The sequence below is a fragment of the Streptomyces sp. NPDC107765 genome, from assembly GCF_055657085.1.
In genome coordinates this window covers 134838-155826 of record NZ_JBVKBL010000020.1, presented here as the reverse complement: position 1 = coordinate 155826, position 20989 = coordinate 134838, and the positions used below count along the sequence as shown (strand labels likewise).

The 20989-nt window shown below is 67.5% G+C and carries 21 protein-coding genes and 4 pseudogenes; 11 read left to right on the top strand and 14 right to left on the bottom strand.

The window, feature by feature from the left end; translation table 11 throughout:
• The 3 genes and pseudogenes from ACZ7MX_RS35185 to ACZ7MX_RS35175 form a co-directional block, all read right to left on the bottom strand.
• A pseudogene (locus ACZ7MX_RS35185) lies at window positions 1–278 on the bottom strand (RNA polymerase sigma factor SigF); the annotation flags it as partial.
• A 225-nt stretch (window positions 279–503) separates the two neighbouring features.
• Entirely contained in the window at window positions 504–764 is a 261-nt protein-coding gene (locus tag ACZ7MX_RS35180) for a MarR family transcriptional regulator (RefSeq protein WP_472138184.1), read from the bottom strand.
• Between the two features lie 249 nt (window positions 765–1013).
• Window positions 1014–1445 carry an ASCH domain-containing protein gene (locus ACZ7MX_RS35175; protein ID WP_472138183.1) on the bottom strand — a complete coding sequence of 144 codons (432 nt, stop codon included), beginning with the start codon at window positions 1443–1445 and terminating at the stop codon, window positions 1014–1016.
• A gap of 264 nt (window positions 1446–1709) precedes the next feature.
• On the opposite strand from ACZ7MX_RS35175, the pseudogene ACZ7MX_RS35170 reads away from it, so the two are divergent.
• Window positions 1710–1834: pseudogene (locus ACZ7MX_RS35170) on the top strand (IS5/IS1182 family transposase); the annotation flags it as partial.
• A gap of 312 nt (window positions 1835–2146) precedes the next feature.
• Here ACZ7MX_RS35170 and ACZ7MX_RS35165 read toward each other — a convergent pair.
• Together ACZ7MX_RS35165 and ACZ7MX_RS35160 are read right to left on the bottom strand one after the other, a co-directional pair.
• Window positions 2147–2385: pseudogene (locus tag ACZ7MX_RS35165) on the bottom strand (transposase); the annotation flags it as partial.
• Between the two features lie 159 nt (window positions 2386–2544).
• A complete protein-coding gene (locus ACZ7MX_RS35160; RefSeq protein WP_472138181.1) occupies window positions 2545–2991 on the bottom strand; it encodes a LysR substrate-binding domain-containing protein in 447 nt (148 codons plus the stop codon).
• Between ACZ7MX_RS35160 and ACZ7MX_RS35155 the strand changes: the two genes are divergently transcribed.
• Window positions 2928–3176, top strand: coding sequence for a hypothetical protein (locus ACZ7MX_RS35155; protein ID WP_472138196.1), 249 nt, complete (start codon window positions 2928–2930; stop codon window positions 3174–3176). The genes ACZ7MX_RS35160 and ACZ7MX_RS35155 overlap by 64 nt on opposite strands.
• Window positions 3177–3227: 51 nt before the next feature.
• Window positions 3228–3872, top strand: a complete 645-nt coding sequence (locus ACZ7MX_RS35150) for a DUF1963 domain-containing protein (protein ID WP_472138179.1) — start codon at window positions 3228–3230, stop codon at window positions 3870–3872.
• 197 nt (window positions 3873–4069) lie between these two features.
• Here ACZ7MX_RS35150 and ACZ7MX_RS35145 read toward each other — a convergent pair whose 3' ends face one another.
• Window positions 4070–4489, bottom strand: coding sequence for a hypothetical protein (locus ACZ7MX_RS35145; protein WP_472138178.1), 420 nt, complete (start codon window positions 4487–4489; stop codon window positions 4070–4072).
• 52 nt (window positions 4490–4541) lie between these two features.
• Between ACZ7MX_RS35145 and ACZ7MX_RS35140 the strand changes: the two are divergent.
• From ACZ7MX_RS35140 to ACZ7MX_RS35125, 4 genes and pseudogenes are all read left to right on the top strand, one after another.
• Window positions 4542–4655 (top strand): annotated as a pseudogene (locus ACZ7MX_RS35140) (LCP family protein); the annotation flags it as partial.
• A gap of 501 nt (window positions 4656–5156) precedes the next feature.
• Window positions 5157–5492 carry a hypothetical protein gene (locus ACZ7MX_RS35135; RefSeq protein ID WP_472138177.1) on the top strand — a complete coding sequence of 112 codons (336 nt, stop codon included), beginning with the start codon at window positions 5157–5159 and terminating at the stop codon, window positions 5490–5492.
• A gap of 263 nt (window positions 5493–5755) precedes the next feature.
• Entirely contained in the window at window positions 5756–6529 is a 774-nt protein-coding gene (locus tag ACZ7MX_RS35130) for a DUF5707 domain-containing protein (protein WP_472138175.1), read from the top strand.
• 731 nt (window positions 6530–7260) lie between these two features.
• Entirely contained in the window at window positions 7261–8067 is an 807-nt protein-coding gene (locus tag ACZ7MX_RS35125) for a pyridoxamine 5'-phosphate oxidase family protein (protein ID WP_472138173.1), read from the top strand.
• 455 nt (window positions 8068–8522) lie between these two features.
• On the opposite strand, the gene ACZ7MX_RS35120 is transcribed toward ACZ7MX_RS35125, so the two are convergent.
• From ACZ7MX_RS35120 to ACZ7MX_RS35110, 3 genes are read right to left on the bottom strand one after another with little or no spacing between them, the layout of a single operon-like run.
• The gene (locus tag ACZ7MX_RS35120) at window positions 8523–9758 is read right to left on the bottom strand and encodes a cytochrome P450 (protein ID WP_472138172.1); all 1236 of its coding nucleotides are present in this window, start codon (window positions 9756–9758) and stop codon (window positions 8523–8525) included.
• 1 nt (window position 9759) lies between these two features.
• Window positions 9760–10965, bottom strand: coding sequence for an NAD(P)/FAD-dependent oxidoreductase (locus ACZ7MX_RS35115; RefSeq protein ID WP_472138171.1), 1206 nt, complete (start codon window positions 10963–10965; stop codon window positions 9760–9762).
• 16 nt (window positions 10966–10981) lie between these two features.
• A complete protein-coding gene (locus tag ACZ7MX_RS35110) occupies window positions 10982–11173 on the bottom strand; it encodes a ferredoxin (protein WP_361121489.1) in 192 nt (63 codons plus the stop codon).
• Window positions 11174–12189: 1016 nt separating this feature from the next.
• On the opposite strand from ACZ7MX_RS35110, the gene ACZ7MX_RS35105 reads away from it, so the two are divergent.
• The 3 genes from ACZ7MX_RS35105 to ACZ7MX_RS35095 all read left to right on the top strand — a co-directional run bounded on the left by ACZ7MX_RS35105 (window position 12190) and on the right by ACZ7MX_RS35095 (window position 14147).
• Window positions 12190–12702: a hypothetical protein gene (locus ACZ7MX_RS35105; RefSeq protein WP_472138169.1), complete on the top strand. Its 513-nt coding sequence runs from the start codon at window positions 12190–12192 to the stop codon at window positions 12700–12702.
• 181 nt (window positions 12703–12883) lie between these two features.
• Window positions 12884–13081: a response regulator transcription factor gene (locus tag ACZ7MX_RS35100; protein ID WP_472138194.1), complete on the top strand. Its 198-nt coding sequence runs from the start codon at window positions 12884–12886 to the stop codon at window positions 13079–13081.
• Between the two features lie 424 nt (window positions 13082–13505).
• Window positions 13506–14147, top strand: coding sequence for a TetR/AcrR family transcriptional regulator (locus ACZ7MX_RS35095; RefSeq protein WP_472138168.1), 642 nt, complete (start codon window positions 13506–13508; stop codon window positions 14145–14147).
• A 21-nt stretch (window positions 14148–14168) separates the two neighbouring features.
• On the opposite strand, the gene ACZ7MX_RS35090 is transcribed toward ACZ7MX_RS35095, so the two are convergent.
• Window positions 14169–14546 (bottom strand): hypothetical protein, encoded by a 378-nt coding sequence (locus tag ACZ7MX_RS35090; protein WP_472138166.1) that lies wholly within the window; start codon window positions 14544–14546, stop codon window positions 14169–14171.
• Between the two features lie 164 nt (window positions 14547–14710).
• Window positions 14711–14896: a hypothetical protein gene (locus ACZ7MX_RS35085; protein WP_472138164.1), complete on the bottom strand. Its 186-nt coding sequence runs from the start codon at window positions 14894–14896 to the stop codon at window positions 14711–14713.
• A 340-nt stretch (window positions 14897–15236) separates the two neighbouring features.
• Between ACZ7MX_RS35085 and ACZ7MX_RS35080 the strand changes: the two genes are divergently transcribed.
• On the top strand, window positions 15237–16535 hold the full coding sequence (locus ACZ7MX_RS35080) for a serine/threonine-protein kinase (RefSeq protein ID WP_472138163.1): 1299 nt from the start codon (window positions 15237–15239) through the stop codon (window positions 16533–16535).
• A gap of 508 nt (window positions 16536–17043) precedes the next feature.
• Here the strand turns inward: ACZ7MX_RS35080 and ACZ7MX_RS35075 are convergent.
• The 3 genes from ACZ7MX_RS35075 to ACZ7MX_RS35065 form a co-directional block, all read right to left on the bottom strand.
• Window positions 17044–17364: a hypothetical protein gene (locus ACZ7MX_RS35075; RefSeq protein WP_472138161.1), complete on the bottom strand. Its 321-nt coding sequence runs from the start codon at window positions 17362–17364 to the stop codon at window positions 17044–17046.
• Window positions 17365–17562: 198 nt separating this feature from the next.
• On the bottom strand, window positions 17563–19080 hold the full coding sequence (locus ACZ7MX_RS35070; RefSeq protein ID WP_472138192.1) for an NHL domain-containing protein: 1518 nt from the start codon (window positions 19078–19080) through the stop codon (window positions 17563–17565).
• Between the two features lie 26 nt (window positions 19081–19106).
• Entirely contained in the window at window positions 19107–20945 is a 1839-nt protein-coding gene (locus ACZ7MX_RS35065) for an RICIN domain-containing protein (protein WP_472138159.1), read from the bottom strand.
• Between the last annotated feature and the right edge of the window lie 44 nt (window positions 20946–20989).

Sequence of the window (20989 nt, the reverse complement as noted above, 5' to 3'; positions counted from 1 at the left end):
TCGCTACGACTGCGAAAGCGCCGGGCGACGTAGCGCACGAGGGACAGATTCATCTCGATCAGCGTGTTGCGCACGTACTGGTACTCGGCGGTGCCCTCCTCAAGGACGGCGAGTCGCCCGAAGAAGACTTTCGACATTTGCCGGGCATCTTTCGGGGCGAGGCGCTGAGGCTCCTCGATTGAGGGCAGAGGCGCCAGCGGGGCCGAAACGGCATTCCGCTTGGGCGTGGTGGCCGGTGTCGCTATCGCAGTCCCTGCGGTGGTGCCGGTGCTGGTCATGCTCGGGCTCCTCGCTGTTGACTCGGTCCGCCTCTGCAATCCCCCTCGACGCGCCCCTACCCGGAAGATCCGAAGAGATGCCCAGCGCACCCATCGAGGCCCAGCCCGGGGAGAACAGAGTCGCCCCAGGCCCGAAGCACACGACGAAAAAGCCTGGTGCCCTTGCCGAGCACTGGCCACGCCGACCGGGACAGATCAGATTGTGCGAGTTTGTGACACGGCCACCTACGCAGAAGCCGTCCTCGGCGGCTGAGGTGCATCCTCGACAGCGAGTTCAACGAGGCCGCGGACACAAAGGCCGACTTCGACGGGGTGCCGTAGCGGTTGGTCGAGTTCGAGGGTGCGGCGTCCGGTCCGTTGTCGGAGGATGTAGCCGGCCTGTTCAAGATCGGTGACGATGACCTGGACCGTTCGTTCGGTGATCTGGCAGGCAGCGGCGATGGTGCTTAGCCGTGCGGTCGGGTCTCGTGCGACGGCCAGTAGCACCCTGGCGTGGTTGGTCAGGAAGTTTCACCGTCGGTTTTGGTGAGTCATCGCGATCAACAGCCCCTCGGCTAGGCTTGGCGAATACGTGTTGAGGAATACCAAAAACCCTTTTCACCTACGGCGACAGGACTGCCGGGGCCATCCACGGCTGTTGATGCGCGTCCGCGGGTGCCAGGGCTGGCTCAGTTCACGTCACCCACAGGGCCTGTCCGGTTGATCTTCTCGGGCTCCCATCGAGTCGGACCCGGGTCACGGACCACCCGAGTCGTCGGGCTCGACCACTCGGAAGCGTTCTGCAACGACAAGAGTGTCGTCATCAATGACCGGGGTGCGTCCCAGGTACTCGCTCACGCCCTCGCTCCGGAAGAACTCTTCGTGCGCTACCCGCCACTCCGCCACGTCGGAGTAGCCGCGTCCCTCGGCTCGCGCGAAGTCGTCGTCGATCTCCTTCATGGGAACGACGCGCACGTCGACGAGCTCGATCGTGACGGCCGGACGACCCTCGGAATCAAGCACCCAGAATCGCTTTCCGGTCACCGGTACTGCCTCGCCGGCGTGTTCGTAGATCTCCAGGAGACCCGTGAGCGCGGTCTTCTGACCGCTCAGGATCGCCGCCACCCCACGGTCACGTTCCGGGCCCGGAAAGGCGAGTTCAAGGGTCGGAAGGTCGTCATGTCCCATCGAGCGAGGTTATGAAGCCCGGCCGCGTTGATCAAGGGCCACCGCTCCGCTCGCCCCCGAATCCACAGCAAGCACTTTCACAACACGCCCCAGTACCGCACCGACACTCCGTGGATGTACCTGCCCGGACACTTCGGCTCATGGAAGGGTGCCCGAAACCGACTGCACATGTGGGCGGCCGACGAAACCTGGGCGAAAGGCTTCACCGCCTTCCTCGCCCAGGTCGACACCGAGGGTGACGTCGACTGGGTCGTCGCTGTCGTTTCCACCATCGTGCGGGCGCATCGGCACGCCGCCGGGGCCCATCAAAAGGGGCCCCGGCCGGCGAACCAGCCGAACATGCCCTCAGACGGTCCCGCGGCGGACTGACAACGGAGATCCACCTGGCGGCAGACAGTCGCTGTCGGCCGTCGTACGCCAGCAGTGGATCGACCGGAGCTTCCGCCGTTTCCTCGGCATCGCCCCCCTCCAGCTCCACGACTGGCCCCCGGGCACGCCGGCCTGCACTGGGCGAACGTCACCCCCGCCGCACTGGTTGTCCTCGTGCAGAGGCGTACGCTCCCACCTCACCCCCTCATCGCACAACGCGCCGAACACCTCAACGGCACCCCCGCACCCTGGACTGCCGCAGCCGTCAGCCACGTGACGTGGCGCCTTTGGCCACATGCTCTCGCGGCCCCGCTTCGGGCCGGTCGATGCGGCCCCAACGCGCCAACGTCGGCCTGGACGGTTCGCGCCATCCTGCCCCCACGTCCCATCCGCCGACCACCTGCGATGCCCGTCGTACACCGTCTTCCGAACGTGCGTCGGCAGATCCCGCAATGGGATGCCGACCCGTTGCCCAAGCAGGATCCCGTTGATCGTCTGGCGGTGACCCTGCCGCCGCCCATCCGCCGAATGTCCGCGGCAAGTGCGGCTGCGACATCAACGGCCTGAACATCACTATCCGATGCTGGCTATGGTCCGTTCAGACCCGGGCGCGGTTCCTCCGGGACCAGCGGGCCATCCTCCACCTCACGATGAGGGACTGACGTCACGAGGACAGGATGAGCCCCCATGCGTTTGCTCAGTAGCCGAGTGTTCGTGCCAGCGCACTGCCTCAGCCGTTTGATGCCAACTCAGCGGCCACTTCTTGGAGTGCCTCAAGCCCAAGGGCAATCGGGGTGTGTTGGTCGCTGCCGCGTCGGATGCAGGTGATAAGCCGCCGGGTAGGGGCGGATTCGCCACGCAAGGAGATACGTGCGGCATCGAACTGGTGCGGAACGGGGGCGAGACGCGGGATCAGGCAGATCCCAAAACCGTGTGAGACCAGAGCGACGATGGCGAACCAGTCGATGGCCTCGTGGCTTACCCGCGGGGTGAAACCTGCAGCAGCGCAGGCCGTCAGGAGCAGTTGATGTTGGTCATGTGGGTCCCCTGCTCGAATCCACAGCTCTCCTCCAATTTCGGCGCTGTGTCGCCGGCGATCGTCGGCATCAGCTACTGCCTGCTGATGTCCGGTGGGGGGAGCAGGCCACCCAACTGAGCGGGGACGGCTTCGGGCCATGGGAGCTCCCGTTCGTCGCGCGCATGGCCTACGTCGCCTACCGAGGCCTGGAGGGCCTGGGAGGTCGTGGCTCGATGGCCGGGCTGCAGTTGACCCGTCGTGTTGCATCCCGGCGAAACCAGTGTGGATCACTATCCTCCACGTTTCTCGCAGTCAGATGCATGCGGGACCGTGATACATGTTGATCACGTGCTCGCTGAAAGGGATGTCATCGGTCTGACCTAGAGTCCTGGGCCATGACGACTTTGATGATCGACGCCGGCTCAACCGCGCCGGAATCCCTGGTGACCCGGACGGGTGGAGTGCCCCTGGCTCCCGCAGGCACTGAATGGCCGTGCTGCGCATCATGCGAGGGCCCGATGCAGTTCCTTGCCCAGGTCATCCTGAACAACCTTGATGCAGGGGCAGCGGAAGGCAAGCGCGGAATCCTTGCGTTGTTCGCCTGTCAAAACGACCCGGGCATGTGCAACGACTGGGAGCCGGCCTCGGGAGGGAACCGTGCCCTGCTCTTCCCGATGGCTGACCTTGATCCGTTGCCCCGTCCGGAAGGTGCCGAGCAAACTCTGCTCGTGCTCGGCGATGTCCGGGCTGCCGACCTCGCGCAAGAGCCTGATGACAACTACGAGCTGGCCCGCGAAGCCTGGGCGGCGAGGAGCGAACGTCTCAAATCGTCCGTGCTTGGCCAGCTTGGAGGGGATCCCGCCTGGATCCAAGGTGATGAGACTCCCTCCTGCCCTTCGTGTGCTGGCACCATGCCGTTCGTCGTTCAGCTTGAGGAAGGCCCTGATCACAGCACCGCCATGAATTTCGGCGGCGGGGGTCGTGCATACGCGTTCGCCTGTGAGCCGTGCGGCCGCGCGTCGCTCATGTGGCAGTGCTGAGTCGCGCTCGGCGACCACTGAGCTGACCCCGCTCAGCTGCATGTGCCGATCCCCTCTGCAACACGCTTTAGCGAGCCCACTCATGGCCAGGCGGTTCCCTACGCCTTCGGGATCTCCTCGCGCTGTAGCCCCAGTGTTGGCGGGCGTCCTGTTCCGCCTCGCACGTTGAGTGGTTGAGCCTCAGCCGCGAGGGGCAACTATACGACCGGCGCCACCCTGACCGACGTCTCCTTCCCGGGCACGCCCCTGGAACGGGTCGGCTTGGGCGTCTCAACCCGCGTTGGGGTCCTTGCCTGCGAGGCAGGACAGTAGCTCACGAGGGTGGCGTTGACGCGTCGCTGCTCGGCGATGAAGCCATCGAGCTTCTCGTCCAGGCGGTCGACTTTCTGGTCAAGGTTGCCGACCTGCAGACGCAACGCGGTCAGGTCACTCTTGACGATGCCGAACTCGCGGTCGGTGGTCTGAGCGTTCTCCTCGAAGCGCCGGGTCAGCGCAGCCAGCTCGCTCTGGGCAACGGGACTATTCCAGAAGGCCCCCGAAACGGGACCAGACCCCGGTTGCCGCACGAGAGCCTCGGCGAGCCCCATCGCATCCACCGGCAGCAGCCACACCGGCACCCGTACTCGTGGCGGGCGCCGATGGGCACGTCATACCGTTACGAGGCGGCTTTTGCCGGTCTCCGGCAGCATCGGCGGCAACCTCCAGTGGGACCGGCCGAAGGTGAAGCAGCTGGTGAACGAGCTCAAGAACGACGAGCCGGTCACCGTCACCAGCGACCGCTGACCGACTCGACACGGGTCGGGCCGTGAGTGGTCCGTGCGGAGCGCATCCGTACGGACCGCTTGTCTTCGTGTCGGCAGCACACCGGCAGGCGGTGGCTCCCGCAACAGGCACTGGCAACTGCTCACGAGGGATGAGGCCGGCGCGGGCGGGGGCTCCAGAGGGGAGTGCGCCGCCCGCGCCGGGCGGCGGATCCGCCGGCACGGGGGGGGAACCGCAGGATCTGCATGGGCCGATGACCAATCGGCTACTCCTGCTGCGTCACCGGTTGATTCCTCGTTTCACCAGCACGACCAGCGCCCGAAAGGGTGCATATGTCCTCGCGTATCGGACGTATCGTACGACCGAGTAACGTGACAGCGCCCTGCGACGCAGAACGGCATACGGGTGCGCATGGTCGTCCCCGTATGCGATCACGGTCAGGGCGTCTCCTGTGGGGGGTGGCCACCCTGGCCGTGATTGGTCCCGCCGCCGAGATGCTGCCTGCGTCAGATTGCGACTCCCATGAGCCACAGCTTCGAATCCGTGCCCGTAGATGATCGGTACTCCCGCAGCGGGGGCGGCTCCCCCGCAAAGCGGACGGCCCTGAGCATCCACACGCTTGCCGACATAGCTGCCGCGTTCCTGGGGCTGTGGATCCTGCTCTACCTGTTGGAAGCGAACCAGGGCAACGTCTTCGTCCAGTTCGTGAAGAGCGTGGCCGACTCGCTCGCCTGGTGGGCGCGGGACATCTTCACCATGGACACCGAAGGGCTGCGGGTCGCCCTCAACTACGGTCTGCCTGCCGCGATCTATCTGCTGGTCGGACACCTGATCGCCGGGCGGGTGCGCCGCCTCTGACCAGCGACGCGTCGGGAGGCGACTCGTTCCGGCAGGCCGGGTGCCCCGTCAGGCGAGAGCGGCGGTTGTGGGCCCAGCCTGGACGGCGCGCAGTGATGGTTGGCGTTCGCGGAACCTGGCCGCCCCCGGGTGCGGCCAGGTTTCCCCGGGGCCGCGTGTGATCGACCAGCCGTTGGGAGGGTGTGGCCGTCTGCTTACAGTTGGCGCCTCATTCTTCGCCCGCCGTGCAACCGGCGGGCCTCTTCTGCACACTGGGGAGATTCATGCGCAAGCGCGCAATCTTCGCTGCACTGGGCGCTGCCGTCGCGTTGGGCGGGTCCACCGCCGTCGCGTACGGGGACGAGACTCTCGGTGACGTCCAGATCACCACTGCCGCCGTCAGTGGCGGCAAGGACATCGCGATTGGCCTCGCCGACAAGACGGTCACGGTGTCGGTGACCGCCACCGATCCCTCGGGCATCTGGGACGCCGACTTCCATCTCTGGCGCGGCACCGACCCGGACAACCCGGACGGCTACCTCAAGCCGAACGAGGACACCACTCCGGCGGACTGCGTCGCGTCCTCAGCGACCACGTCCACCTGCTCGAAGACCTTCACCTTCGAACCTGACCGGTGGCTGACCAACGCCGACGCCGGAACCTGGAAGGTCGGCATCGAGGTGTGGGCGAACGACAACAGCCGGGCGGTGCGGGACGCCTACACCACCGTCCGACTCCAGCGCTTTTCCAAGCTGACCGTCAACGCGGGCCCGGAGCCGATAGCCGCCGGCAAGCCCCTTACGGTCACCGGGAGGCTGACCCGGGCCAACTGGGACACCGACACCTACGCGGGCTACACCGCCCAGCCGGTCAAGCTCCAGTTCCGCAAGGCGGGCACCAGCACCTACAACACCCTCCAGACGGTGAACACTTCCAGCACCGGTGACCTCAAGGCCACGGTCACCGCGTCCGTGGACGGCTACTGGCGCTGGAACTTCGCCGGCACCTCGACCACTCCGGCCGCCAAGGCGACCGGCGACTACGTCGACGTGCAGTAGCGCCCAGCAGTCGTGGCGCCGGGTGCCGTGGAGGTTCCGGCGCCTTGCCTCTTGCGGCACTGGCCGGTCGCCGTCGAGACCGAATACCCAACCACATTCTTCTGGAATGAACGCAGCCGCTTTCAGGCCTGTGGCTGAACCACCTTAGTTTCTTCACAGATCTGGATTGACGCAGCAGGGTCAAAGGCCCGTAGCCGTGCGGCTGTTCCGTGTCCGACGAGCAGGAAGATCACGGCTGGCCCGACGTAATTGAGGAGGACGCGAGCACCCTCTGTGTCCATGACGAAAATATCCTGTGACCGCCAGGTCGGCGCATCCGTCACGCCTTCCACGAACTCGACGAAGAAGTTCGTCTTCCCTCGATATTAGCGCCTATCGCAATTCCGTCATTCGCTCGCGGTGCGGGTGTGACAGTTGATGAGCCGACGGCGCAGAACTGAGTGTGCCGATTTGATAGTCGGCACACGACGGATCCAAGGTCCCCCCCCGGCTGCAGGATCCGTGCCCGACGCGGGCGGGGATGGAGCCCCCCGCCCAGCCCCGCCCGCGTCCGGCATCTACTTCTTGATATCGGTGCGCCGTCCGCTTCACGCCGAAGCCGGAGCCCGGCGGTTGAAGCCTTCCGGTCGGCCACGACCGGTACGTGGAGAGGCGGCGTTCAGGCGGTGCTCAGGGAGGACCAGGTGGCGGACCAGATGTCCACGACAGGCCGGACGCCCACGGCGGATCCCATGCCCACTGCAGACCGCCATGTCCGACCCGGCAGCGAGGGCGAGCACGAACTCCAGGAGCGCATGGGCACCACCGCACGCGCCGACAAGTTCTACGACGAGCAGGTCCTGGATCGGCTCAACACCAGGATGCGGGACTTCGTGGCACGCCAGGAAATGTGCTTCCTGGCCACCTCCGACCGGCACGGTGAGTGCGACAGCACCTTCCGGGCCGGTCCGCCCGGCTTCCTTCAAGTCCTCGACGACAGGACGCTGGTCTACCCCGAGTACCGGGGCAACGGCGTGCTCGCCAGCCTCGGCAACATCGAGGAGAACCCCCACGTCGGCATCCTGATGATCGACTTCCTGAAGGACCGGATCGGCCTGCACGTCAACGGGCGGGCCCGGATAGTTTCCGACGAGGAGATGCACCGCGCCCGGCCCGAGCTGCCGGTCGACCCCGTGCCCGGACGGCGAGCCCAGCTATGGGTCGAGATCACGGTTGACGAGGCGTACATCCACTGCGCCAAGCACATTCCGCACCTGCAGAAGGCATCGGCCGAGCAGCGCCAGAGGCAGGAGTGTGGCCCGGACGGCTTCAAGCGCAAGGGCGGGGATTTCTTCGGCGCGGCGGCCGACGCCCCGGATCGCCCTCCGTACCAGCCGCGGCGGCGCAAGCGTTACGTTCCGTCTTGGGCACAGGCGGGAGAGCCGACGCGTGCCGCTGTATGGCAGCGCTCGGTCGAGCGGTTGCTGGCGGTGGTGACGCGGCGGAACTCCGACGCGGAGGAGGGAGCCGAGGAGTCCTTTCGAGGGTGGTTCTGCTAGCCCAAGCCTGTGGCTAAACGCTGGTGAAGCGAGTGTTACGGTTCGCCCCGCGTGTCGCTGGAATCTGGGTGGTGTACGAGCATGCTGCTGGCGGATCGGTACCAGCTGAATGAGCGATTCGGCAGAGGCGGCATGGGCGAGGCCTGGAGCGCCACGGATGACTCTGTGGTCGTGATTTAGCCCACCACGTGAGAATGATCTATTGAGCTTACCCAGTCGCTCCGTTTTTTCAGAGGTCCACCGGTGCAGCGCGTCCAGAGGTTGTGACCTGAATTGCTGAAGTATTGACTACCGGTTTCTGTGCGGCGCCGCGCAGGGCCCGGTCAGCTGGCGTCGGCAGCGACGGCACCGTCGCGGCCGCCTGGCCGCGACGGTGCGTCTCTCAGGTCACCCGGCCACCCGGCCACCCGGTCGCCCGGTCGCCCGGTCACCCGGTCACCCGGTCACCGAGTCATTCACCAGGTCACCGGGAGTTCGAACACGCCGTTGATGTTCGCCCACGACTTGAACGGGACGTCTTCGACGGGCACGGCCAGTCGCAGCGTGGGAATGCGGCGCAGCAGTGTCTCGAAGATCACGTGTAGTTCCATGCGGGCGAGCGGCTGGCCCATGCACTGGTGCACTCCGTAGCCGAAGGCCATGTGGTCGCGGGCCTGGCGGTGGATGTCGAACCGTCCGGCATCGGGGTAGTGGGTGTCGTCGCGGTTGGCGGCGAAGTTGAGGGGGATGATTCCTTGCCCTGCGGGGATGACCACGCCGCCGACTTCGATGTCTTCGGTCGCCACGCGTGTCACCACCAGGTGGACGACGGTGAGGTAGCGCAGCAGCTCTTCGATGGCGTTGGGGATGAGTGCGGGGTTCTTCTGCAGTTCGGCGAGCTGGTCGGGGTGTTGCAGCAGGGTCAGGGTTCCCAGTGCGGTCATGCTGGCGGTGGTGTCGTGGCCCGCGATGGTCAGCACCAGCGCGATGTTGGCCACCTGCTCGGGCGGGATGACGCCCTCCCGAGCCGCCTTGACCAGCTGCCCCAGGATGTCGTCGCCGGGGTCCTCGGCGGCTTCCCGCGCAGCGCCCAGCCGGGACACGTACGCGTGGAGTTCCGCGTGCGCGTCCCGGGCCTGGTCCATGACGGTGAGGTCGGAGCCATCGCCCCGGTGTCCCAGCTGCTCGGCGATCTTGTTGAAGAAGGCCTGGTCCTCCACCGGTACGCCCAGGATCCAGCTCAGTACCGTGGAGGGCACCGGCAGCGCCAGCGCCTGGACCAGGTCGATGGGGAGGTGCGGGTTGGTGAGCATCGCGTCGATGGCGTCGTCGACCAGCGACTGGACCGCGGGGCGCATCGCCTCCACCCGCTTGACCTGGAAGTTCTTGGACAGCAGGCGCCGATAGAGGGTGTGTTCCGGTGGGTCCATCCGCAGGAAGGAGCGGGTGCTGTCGGGTGCCGATTCCTCGTGCTTGGAGAAGATCAGGGGGAATCCCGGGTGGCGAATGTCGGCGCTGACCCTCGGGTCGGCCAGTACGGCGCGGACGTCGTCGTAGCGGGTGACCAGCCAGGCCGGCTCGCCCGCCCTGGTGGTCACCTTGGTGACCGGGCGCTCCTCTCGGAGCCAGGCGTAGATCTCCGGCGGGTCGAAGGGGAGGCGGGGCCAGGGGAAGGGCGTGGCAAGGGTGGCTTGTGCGGTTTCCGGGTTCATCTCAGACGCCTGTCTCACAGAGCTCGAACGAAGTGGTTTCCATCAGTTGCTGTCGGTACCGCCGGAGGTGTTTGGGGCTGTTCCAGCCGAGCACCGCGACGGGACGGCCGGCTGCATGGAAGAGGGCCACGAAGGCCCCTTCGGCGGGGTCGTCCTCGACGACGGTCATCTCGGCGCCGGCCGGGATCACGCCGTACACCTGGATCTTGGCCTCGTACTGGTCCGTCCAGAAGTACGGGAGCGGGTCGTACGCCTCCACATTGCCGTGGAGCAGGTTGCGAGCCGCCACGATGCCTTGCTCGGTGGCGTTCATCCGGTGCTCCAGACGCATCCGCTGCCCGTAGCGGGCACTGGGCCACGAGGCCACGTCCCCGGCGGCGTAGACACCCGGCGCTGCCTGGCAATACGCATCGCACGCGACCCCGTCCATCAGCGGCACGGCGGAAGAACGCAGCCACTCCACCTGCGGCGTGGCACCGATGGCGACCAGCACACAGTCGGCGTCCAGCACGTCGCCGTCGCTGGTTCGTACACCCGTCACCCGTCCGCCGTTGCTGACCAGGCCGGTGACGCCTCGTCCGGTGTGCAGCCGCACACCGCGTGCGCGGTGCAGCTCGGCGACCAACGCGCCTGATTGTCTGCCGAGTTGGCGTTCCATGGGTGTCGGTTGCGGGTCCACGACGCTGACGTCGAGACCAAGGTCGCGGACGACGGCCGCGGCCTCAAGGCCCAGGAAGCCGGCGCCGATCACGACCACGCGGGGTTCCTGCCGCAGGTGGTCACGGAGCGCGGCAGCATCGTGTTCACCGCGCAGTACGTGGACGCCGTCCAGGCCGTCTGCGAACGGCAGTCGACGCGGCGCGACCCCCGTCGCGAGGAGCAGGCCGTCGAAGGCCAGGTGCCCACCCTGGTCGAGGTGGAGTCTGCGCCCTTGCAGGTCGAGTCCGATCGCGCGGCACCCGGTGCGCAGTTCCACGTCCAGCCCGGAGTAGTGGTCCGCGGTGCGTAGCAGCGTCTGCGGGAAGTCCCATGTACCGGCGAGGACTTGTTTGGACAACGGTGGACGGTCGTAGGGCGGGCTCGGCTCATCGCCCAGGAGGGTGAGCCGCCCGGTGAACCCTTCTCGGCGCAGGGTTTCGACGCCGGTGAGCCCTGCGGCTCCCGCGCCGACGACAGCGATGTGTTCCAGGCGTTCCGGCGGAGACACGGCGGGCGTGTTCACCTCACGCCTCGGCCATGATCGCGGCTGCCGGGCAGAGCTGAATCGACTCCTGCGCCGCGCCCCGCTCGGCTTCGTCGGGCTGTTCCTTCAACAGCACCACGACGCCGTCGTCGTCCTGGTCGAACAGGGTGGGGGCGACCAGGACGCACTGCCCGGACGCAACGCAGCGCTCTGCTTCTATTCGTACTCGCATCAAGAGCCTCCTTCGGTCGGCGCCGCGCGGTCGCGCGGCGCCGATGGGTTGTAAGGGATCGGTCGAGCAGCTGGTGTGGCGCGATCTGCGGTGCGAGGTGTCGGTTCCCCGAGGGTGGTGCTCGCGCCGCGCCTTGCCCGGGTCGCCTGAGGGGTACGCCAGGCGGTGAGTCACGCCCAGCAATTTCAGACGATCTCCGTCTGTTATTGATGGTGCGACGCTATGGCTCTGGCCTTCAGGCTGTCAAGTGAGGAAAGAGCAGGCCTTTGACCAGCGACTGAGTCAGAGACTCCATGGCTCTAGGCGGCGGCCTCGCTGGCCCGACCTTGCCGCTCGGGCGGCTGACCGCGAGCGGACCGTGCCCCACCCCGGAACTCCGACGCTCACCAAATGCTCGCCATCGCCCACTTGCATCGGCCCCTGATGGCGCTCGCCGGAGCGAGACGCCATCCTGCGGTGCGCATGCGGCCGCCGCGCCAAGGCTGCCGTGTCTCCAGGGCCGCGCCCCGCTTCACTGCCCGTTACGCGTCGACGTGCATGCCTCGTCGGTGGTTTGGCCCGTGCACTTGACGAGTTCGGGGTAATAGCCGTCGACGCCGTTCACGGCTTGGTTGACCGTGCCTGTGCCCTTCCAGGTTTTCCCGAGGTCGTTGGTGATCGTCCAGTCGCCGGTCGTCGACTTGAGGGCATTTTCCGCGCCAGCCAGCCCTTGTATCCAGGAGGCACCGCGATGGCGACGCCACTGCCCGACATCTCGGCTTCGGTGACGCTTCCGCCCCAGGTGTGCAAGTAGCCGAGAGAAATCTGGGCCAGCACAGGTGTCGCGTCGGTTCCGCGGAACCCAGCGGTAATGCCGACGAGTTGGGACCGCCACGTCACCTTCTGGGATGCCTGGACGCCACGCGACTACTCCCCGGGAACCAGGCCGGAACCACACTGCGGGTCGTCCGACCGGTCGTTGGGACGACGCCCTGACGGAAATCGAGGCGGGCCTCGATCCCGGCGAACACTTCGCCATGAGCCGAGCGCTGCGCGCACTCGCCGCGCTCATCGCACTGCACCGCGGTAGGCGGTCCGTCGCCGCGGCCCACTTCGACGCCCTGGCCGCGGCAATCGACGTCGGAACGGTCGCCTGGTTCTACGAGTACCTGCCCCTGCGCGCCACCGCTCTCGCCGACGAGACCCAGGGCAATCCCGACAGCGCCTACGTCCGGCTCGCAGCTGCCTTCGACCACGGAGTCGGAAACCTGCCCAGTCAGCTGATCCTCGGCTTCCTCTCCCCCGACCTCGTCCGACTCGCCCTGGTCAACGGCGACACCAACAGTGCGCAGCGCTACGCACACGCCGCACAAACCCGCGCCGGAGACAGCGGCGCGCCGTACCACCTTGGCGATGACTTCCGATGCCAGGGACTCCTGGCAAAGGACCCGGACCTGCTTCTGGAAGCGCCACTGCTACCACCAAGCGCCCAGACCTTTGAGCGAGGCGCATGCCTACACCGACGCGGCCGAGCTGACGGCCCGGCGTGACCAACCCGCTGAGGCCCGCACGCTGCTTGACCAAGCACTGACGATCTACCGAAGCCTGGACGCGCGCTGGGACGCGGACCGTGCCATCTCCCGCCTGCGTAGCCTCGGCGTTCATCGCGGCGTACGCCGACCGCACACCAGCACCCGCTACGGCTGAGAGGCACTCGCCACCCCCGAACGCATCGTGGCGGACCACGTCGCCGAGGGCCGATCCAACCCGGAGATCGCCACCCGTATGTACATCTCGCGCCGCACCGTCAGCACCCACGTCTCCAACATCCTCAAGAAACTCGACATGAACTCCCGGGTCGAGCTGGCCGCCGAAGCCATCCGCCGCCACAGTCGAGACCACAGCCACCTGCCGGAGAAGAGTGTCTGACGACTTCGCGTGCAGGTGGCCACAAGCTCGTCGGAGCGGGCGTTCCCGCTGACCGGACGGGTCCGGCGGGCGGAGAGTCGTGGCTCTCCCCCCGCCGGCATGGAGCTCGACGACGTCCGAGACGATGTCGGCAGAGCCACTCGGAGCAGCTTCGGCCACTGCTTGATCAGCGCAATGCGGTTGGCTTACAGCCGGCCGTCCAGCCCGTCGACCGAGACCGGCACATCGCACTGGGAGAGGGACGACCGTGGATCCCACCGCTGGACCCCTCCCCGCTGCTGCACCCAAGACATCGGTCGCGGCCGAGCCTCGGCAAGGGCGGCCTCGTCCACCGGCGACAGTGGGGCCGGCGAAGTTCCCGCCGAGACGCATCCCCCACCCGCCACCTGCACCAACGCTGTCCTGACATGGCAGACTCGTCGTCGTGCCTCACGACAGCCCCAGCAGAAAAGGACCCGGCCGCCCTGCCGATCCGGACATCGAGCCGCGGATCCTGGCCGCCACCCTCGACGTCTACCGAGAGGTCGGCTGGTCCGGGCTGACCCTGGACCTGGTGGCACGACGGGCCGGCGTCGGTAAGGCGGCGCTGTACCGACGCTGGGACAGCAAAGAGAAGCTGATCGTCAGCGCACTTGCCTCGCAGCGTTTCACCGACGAACTCCCTGACACCGGCTCACTGCGCGGTGACCTCATCGCCACCACCGACGTTCTGCGCCAGTCGTTCTTCGGCCCGTCCGGCCTGGTGCGACTCCGCGCAGCAGTCGAGGCCAAGATCTACCCCCAGCTGTTCGGACAGGCCGTGGCCGAGCTGAGACACCTGCACAGCAAGGCAGTTGCCGAGGTCCTTCGCCGCGCTGTCCAGCGCGGCGAAGTCGCCGACGACGCCACCACGCCGCTCATCATGGAAACCGTGATCAGCACCCTGATACAACGCTTTCTGGTCACGCCCGTCGACGAACAGGCCGACTTCGAGGCAGCCTACGACGACAACGCAACACGACTCGTGGACTTCGTCCTCGCCGGCGCCGCCCACCACCCGCCCAGCACAGCCACCGAAGACAGGTAACCGCTGCGCCGCCCACCTCTCTCACTCGGACCGCTTCCTCATACGCGCCAGCACCGACCGCTTGGAGCACCTGCGACGGCCGAGGGATGAGATCGGCTGCGACTCCGGAGAACAGCTGTACGCGTTTATGGTGCTCGCCGCGGGATAGGGGTCGACGGCGGAGACGCCTCCGAATTTGCTATCCTGGTCGACCGACAGGGAGACCCGCCCCTGTGTCAGGAAGTCGACCGAGACGCACTCGTCGCGCCCCAGACAATAGACGGAATCACTGAAGACACCGCCGCCGAACACCTCGGAAAGCTCCTTGCAGTCCGCCGGCAACGGAACCCGCAGCTCCCCCTCGGTCGCCGCCCAGTCACCGGAGAGCCCGAACGGCTCCCACTCGGTCAGTTCGATCACTCGCTGAGTACGAATGCCTCGATGCCCTTGGCCGACTGCTGACCGAAGCGGAGCTTCCGATGCGTCTCAATCGCCGGAGTGATCGTGTTCCTCTACGCGCAGGCCGTGAGCCGCATCGTCCGGCTCAGTGTCGACGACTTGTCCACGACGGCGACGTGGTGCGGCTACGGCTCAGGGAGGCCGCCTCGCCCGTTCCTGATCGCGGCAGGCAGAGCGTAATTGAGGGCGACACGCAGCTCTTCGGTGTCCGTGGTGAAGAGGTCGCGCGCCCACCAGGCGAGTGAGCTGGCCACGCCCTGCACGAATGGAACGAAGACGTTGGCTTGGTTCGCTTCGAGCAGGTAGAGCACGATCCACCGCGTACCTCTCCATGCGGGCGTGCGCCTCGACCCTCGTGATCAAGTCACTCCTTCCTGCGCGCCGCGTCCCTGAAATGTCACTGGTGGCGGGAGATGGCCACGAACCCAGCGCTTGCGAATGGAGCATTTCGAAGCCGTCACGACTCAGCCGAGAACCATGCACGCACCCTCGTCCTCTGGCGGGGTTGCCCAGAGGAGCCGGGCTCTGCACCGCCGGGAAAAACAAGGTTGCAGGGCCGGTACGCTGGCCCCCCGCACCTTGATCCACGCTCCACGGTGAGCCATGGCTTGCGGCGATCAAGACGTCTTTGGGCATGAGGATAAAGAGCAAGTGCTGATAGCGGGCCGATACCGGCTGCGAGACACCGTCGGACGGGGCGCGATGGGGGAGGTCTGGCGGGCCTTCGACGAGACGCTCGGCAGACCGGTTGCCGTGAAACTCCTGCTCCCCCACGCCTCCGACCCCACCGCGCCCTCCCGCTTCCGGCTGGAGGCACAGACCGCCGGTCGCCTCAGCCACCCGCATGTGGTCGGCGTTCTCGACTTCGGCGAGCACGAAGACCGACTGTTCCTGGTGATGGAGCTCGTCGACGGGGGCAGCCTCGCCGACCTTCTCCCCGTCTCCGGACCGCTGCCCGCCGAGCACGTGGCCCGTATCGCCGCACAGGCCGCCGTTGGGCTGGCCACCGCGCACCGGCAAGGCATCGTGCACCGGGACATCAAACCGGCCAACCTCCTGCTGGACGCTGACGGCACCCTGAAGATCGGCGATTTCGGCATCGCCCGCTTCCTCGACGACCCTGGGACCGCGCTCACCGCCACCGGGCAAATCGTCGGCACGAGCCTTTTCCTCGCGCCCGAGAGGGCTCTGGGCCGCACCGCCAGCCCGGCATCCGACGTGTACTCCCTGGGCTGCGTCCTCTACCAACTCCTCACCGGTCGGCCGCCGTTCCAGGCGGACACCGCGCTCGCGGTGCTTCATCAACACCTCGATGCCGCCCCGGCCCCACCCCGGCAACTCGGCGCCGATCTACCGCCCGCCTTCGAGAGCTATCTGCTCGGTCTGCTGGCTAAGGCCCCTGAGAGCCGACCCACGGCTGAGGAGGTGGCGGACTGGTTCGGGCGCGGAGCCTGGCGCGGCGCGCCGGAGCCGCTGCCCAGCGAACACCAGGCTCACGGCCGCCCGGACCGGCCGCACATCACCGGTTCGAGGGCCGCCGCCCCTGCAGACTCCGCCCCCGCTCCCATTGGCCACTCCAACGGCGTCTTCGCCCCGGTGGCGGGCACCGAGTGGCAAACGAGCGTGCACCGGGCCGCGACCCGCCGCTCACGCCTGCCGTTCCTCCGCCGTTCCCGGCTGGTGGTCGTGCTGGCCGGCGCTGGCGTCTTCACCCTGGCGTTGGTGGTGGGCATGGTGTGGTTCTCGCCCGGCACCGGCTCAGCGCAGGGTCCGCAGACCAGCGTGTCCACGAGCACGAGCCCCGCCACGCCGCCTCCCTCGACGCCATACGAGACCGCTTCCCCACCCCCGGCACAGCCTGCCAAGCAGGAGCCGGAGAGGGCGATCGACGCCAAACCAGGCCCCAAGAAGGCCAAGGAGGCCAACGAGCCCGGCAAGCGCAAGCACTGACGCGGAAGCGGGGCCGGACTCCTCACACGGTCTGACGTCGCAGGCGGGCGTGCAGATGTCCTCTACACGCCCGACCCTGCGAGCCGCTTCGTCGCCGAAATCAAATGGCGCACCACACGGTGGAAGACCCACGAGACTGTCGAGCGGGACTACCTAGCTCAGGCCGCCAACTACACCGCCACCGGGCCGCCCTTCGCCCTGCTCATCGTCGGCGACGCCAGCGATCACTCCGCTGGATACCGCGACGTTGAAGACAGCATCTGGATCATTCGGTACGCCCGGAGCACGACGGAAATCCCCCGCCTGATCGTGGCCGGCGTCCTTCCGACCGCACGACCGACCCCGAGCGCACTACGCGTAGCGCGCTCGTCCACGCGTTGACGGGTGGCACAGGCGCGGCAGCCCGGCCACCACGCAGCCAACCGAGCATGCCCCGACGGAAGGCAGGGATGGTCAGCCAGACGCTCCGCTCGACGGTGGAGTCGCAGCTACTGGTCCCGGTCTTGGCCTAAAGGGTTTGTGCCCCGATCCAGTTGACGTGGAGTTTCCACTGCTGGGCGTCGCTGACGGTGAGCGCTGGCTCCTCCAACGAAATTTTCCGCAGGTGGACGCGGAATCCCGTCACGGTCGGTGCGTAGACGGACGACGAGCCAGCCAGGTACCACATCCTCTCGTTGCCGCCGAGGGAGACGGTGTAGACGGGGGTGCCCAGGGCTGTGCTGAAGCCAGCGCTGGTGGTGCTGACGTCCAGGTAAATGCCCGGGCCGTCGTTGTAGGTCTGCCAGTTCTGGCCGGGTGCGGTGCTGCCTGCGCCGGTGATGGTGGGCATGGTCCTCCTTGTAGACAGAACTTCTTGCGGCTCCAAGCGCCTGTGCCGCAAGAGAGGTGCGCTGCTCCATGCAACAGGGCGACAGTCCGTCGTTCGGGGCCTGTGGGTTCAAACCCATCTATCAAGCGAATCGGCGTGCCTGTCCAGTCGGTGGTCGCGTGCCGCTAGCTCGAGAGCGCCCTACCTTCTTCGTGCGCGTCACACGGGGAGAAGCTGCCACTGCCGGCCCTGGTGGTCGCCGTCCGCTCCGTCTTGTCTGATCGTCGCGCGGGCGTTGGTGTCGACTTGCAGGAGCAGACCGCTGTTGTGGTTCGCGATCTCGTACATCTGCGGACCATCCGCTGCCGAGCGCACCGGGATCAGCCTCCACTGCTGGTGGCGTGCGTCAGTACCCTCGTAGGTGCGCTGGGCGATTACCGCCCCGGCCCACTTCTGTCCGCCAACGACTTCCAGGACCTTGCCGCTGCGCACGTTCTCGATCCGGTAGAGGACGTCGCCGCCCTCCTGGCCCACCACGATCAGCCGCCACCGCTGGCAGTCTCTGGTGACGGCGAGATTCTGGTGAATCTCTGCCCCGTCCTTGGTGGACTCTCGCACGACGGCCATCCGCAGCCTGCTGCGGGCATTGGTCCAGCAAGCCACCGTGCCCGACTTGGGCAGCCTTGCCGACGCGACCTTCCGGATTTGGTTGTTGGCGTAGTCGGCGATGTAGAGGGCGTCGGTGCTGTCCACCGCGAGCCCCATCGGGTAGTTCAGCTGGGCCGAAGCGGCCAGGCTGCCGCCGCCACCGGAGCCGGGGTTGTTGGTGCCGACGCAAGTGCTGATTTTCTTGTCAGCTGTGACCTTGCGCACTCGGTGGTTGTTGTGGTCCGCGATGTAGACGGTATTCGTGCTGTCGACCGCCACTCCTACCGGGCCGTGCAGCCGGGCGGAGACTGCAAGGCCGTCGTCACCGCTGAAGCCCGGGATGCCCGCGCCAGCGAGAGTGCGGAGCTTCTTGTCCGCTGTGACCTTGCAGACCCGGTGGTTGTTGTAGTCGGCGATGTAGACGTTGTCCGCGCCGTCCACCGCCACTGCATACGGGCGGTTCAGCTCAGCTGAAGCAGCCGGACCACCGTCGCCCGCGGACCCCGCCGACGCGGTCCCCGCGAAGGTGCTGATCTTCCCGTCAGGCGTGACCTTGCGAACCCGGTGATTGTCGCAGTCGGCGATGTAGACCGCGCCGGTGCTGTCCACCGCAACCCCGTACGGGCGGTTCAGCTTGGCTGCGGTGGCGAGGTCCCCGTCGCCGGCAAAGCCCGCAGCGCCCGTACCCGCGAACGTGGTGATCTTCCCGTCAGCTGTCACCTTCCGGACCCGGTGGCTGCCGGAGTCGGCGATATAGACAGTGCCTGCGCTGTCCACCGCCACCCCGCGCGGGCCGTTCAGCTTGGCCGAGACGGCGAGTTCCCCGTCACCCCCGTAGTTCGCCTCCCCGGTCCCCGCGAAGGTGCTGATCTTTCCGTCCCGCGCGACCTTCCGGACCCGGTGATTGTTGTGGTCGGAGATGTACAAGGCGCCGGCGCCGTCCACCGCGACCCCGTACGGATGGTCCAACCGAGCTGATACGGCCATGCCTTCATCCCCGCTGGAACCCGCATCCCCGGTCCCCGCTACCGTGCTGATCGGGAGGGCGGAGCCCTCGTCACCTGCAGCTGCCGTCTGAGCAGTGCTCATCGTCATCCCTTTCCCCGACGAGGAGGTCATCGAGTCCTGAATCGGCGATAGAGGTTGCGGGCCACGTACACGCCGGGGCCGCCGAAGCCGACGATGTCGGCGCGGCCGTCGCCGGTGATGTCGGTGAGGAAGCGGGGGTGGCGGTCGACGCGCCAGGCGCCGGCGTCGTCGTTGTATCCGAAGCCGCGGCACACCAGCTGGGCCTGGTCGAACTGGCCGTCGCCGCGATTGTGCGCCACCCAGACGCCTTCGTCGCCGAAGCCGATGATGTCGGGGGTGCCGTCGCCGGTGACGTCGGCCAGGAGCCGCAGGTGCTTGGTGCCCGTCCAGCCCTGGGCGAGGCCGAAGTCGTTCAGGACGAGCTTGGCGGGCTCGAAGGTGCCGTCGCCTCGGCCGCGTGCGACGACGACGCCCTGGGGGCCGAACCCAACGATGTCCACGGCTGCGCCGACGGTGGTCGCGAGCAGGAACCGGGGGTGTTCCTCGGCCGTGGTCCAGCCCTGGTCGACCCCGAAGTCATCGAGGAGGTACAGGGGTTCGGCGAAGGAGCCGCCCTCGTCCTGAAGGGAGACCCACAGGCCATCGTCGTAGAAGCCGACGATGTCCAGCCTTCCGTCGCCGGTGGTGTCGACGAGGAAGCGGGGGTGCTTGTCGGCGAGCCAGCCGCCCGCTTCCTCGCTGTGGCCGAACGCCGTGAGAGCGGGTTCGTCGGCCGGTGGCGCGAAGGTGCCGTCCTCGTCCTGGAGGGAGACCCACAGGCCATCGTCGTGGAAGCCGACGATGTCCAGCCTTCCGCTGCCGGTGGTGTCGACGAGGAAGCGGGGGTGCTTGTCGGCGAGCCAGCCGCCGGCCTGGGCGCCGTGTCCGAAGGCCTGGAGGACCGGCTGCCCGCCCGCGGGCGGATACGTCCCGTCGTCATCCTGGCGGGAGACGTGCAGGCCGTCGGCGGCGAGGGTGACGATGTCGGGTTTCCCGTCGCCTGTCGTGTCCGCGAGAGTCCACAGGTCTGCGGGGCTCGCGGAGGGCGCTGGCGGGTGCAGGACCCGTGTGTCGTCGAAGGTGCCGTCGCCGCGGCCGGCAGCCGTCACCGCGCCCTTGGCGGGCTGGAGGCCGACGATGTCCGCCCCTCCTGCTCCGGTGGTGTCGGCGAGGAACCGCGCGCCGAGTCCGGCCCACCAGGTGGGTCGCCCGTCGGGCGGGGGGTTGGCTGTGTCGCTGTGCCACCCGCCGGCGTCCTGGTCGCTCCCGAACTCCTCGAGGACGAGCAGCATGTCGCTGAAGCAGGGTGTGGCGCCGGGTGCCGGTCGCAGTGCCGGTGAGCGGGTCAGCCGCCAGGACTGGCGACTGTTCCAGTGGCTCAGCGGTGCCCAGCGCAGAACGGGGTCGCTGGTGCGTTCGGGCTCGGCGGTGACGAAGCGCCAGCGCTGGCTCTTGGCGTTCTCGTCGTGCTCGCGCAGGACGACCGGGGTGTCGTCCGTGCCGGGGTCGGCGAGGTCCAGGACGGTGCCGTCGGTCACGGTCTCGATGAAGTAGCAGCCCGCTTCGCCCTCGACGGGGACGAGGTGCCACCGCTGGGTCTTCTTGTTGCTGGCGGCTTTCCACTGGCGCACGCCGCCGTCCGCGGCAGCGGGGTTGTCGAACACCTTGCCGCTGGCCGCGTTACGGATCACGTACGCCTGCTCGTCCTGCGCCGGTGAGCCTTGTGGAGCTTGCACGGGGGTGAGCTGCCACTGCTCCGGAGGGCCGTCGGGGGATCTGCGGACGACCAGCGTCCCGTCCGCGCCCGGCATGTCCTTGACGCCGAGGATGTGTCCGGTGGCGGCGTTGACGATGTGAAGCTTCAGCTCTTGCGTGGGCACGGGCATCGTGCTGCCCCTTCCAGGCGGTGCGGGCGTGGGGTCGGGCTGCG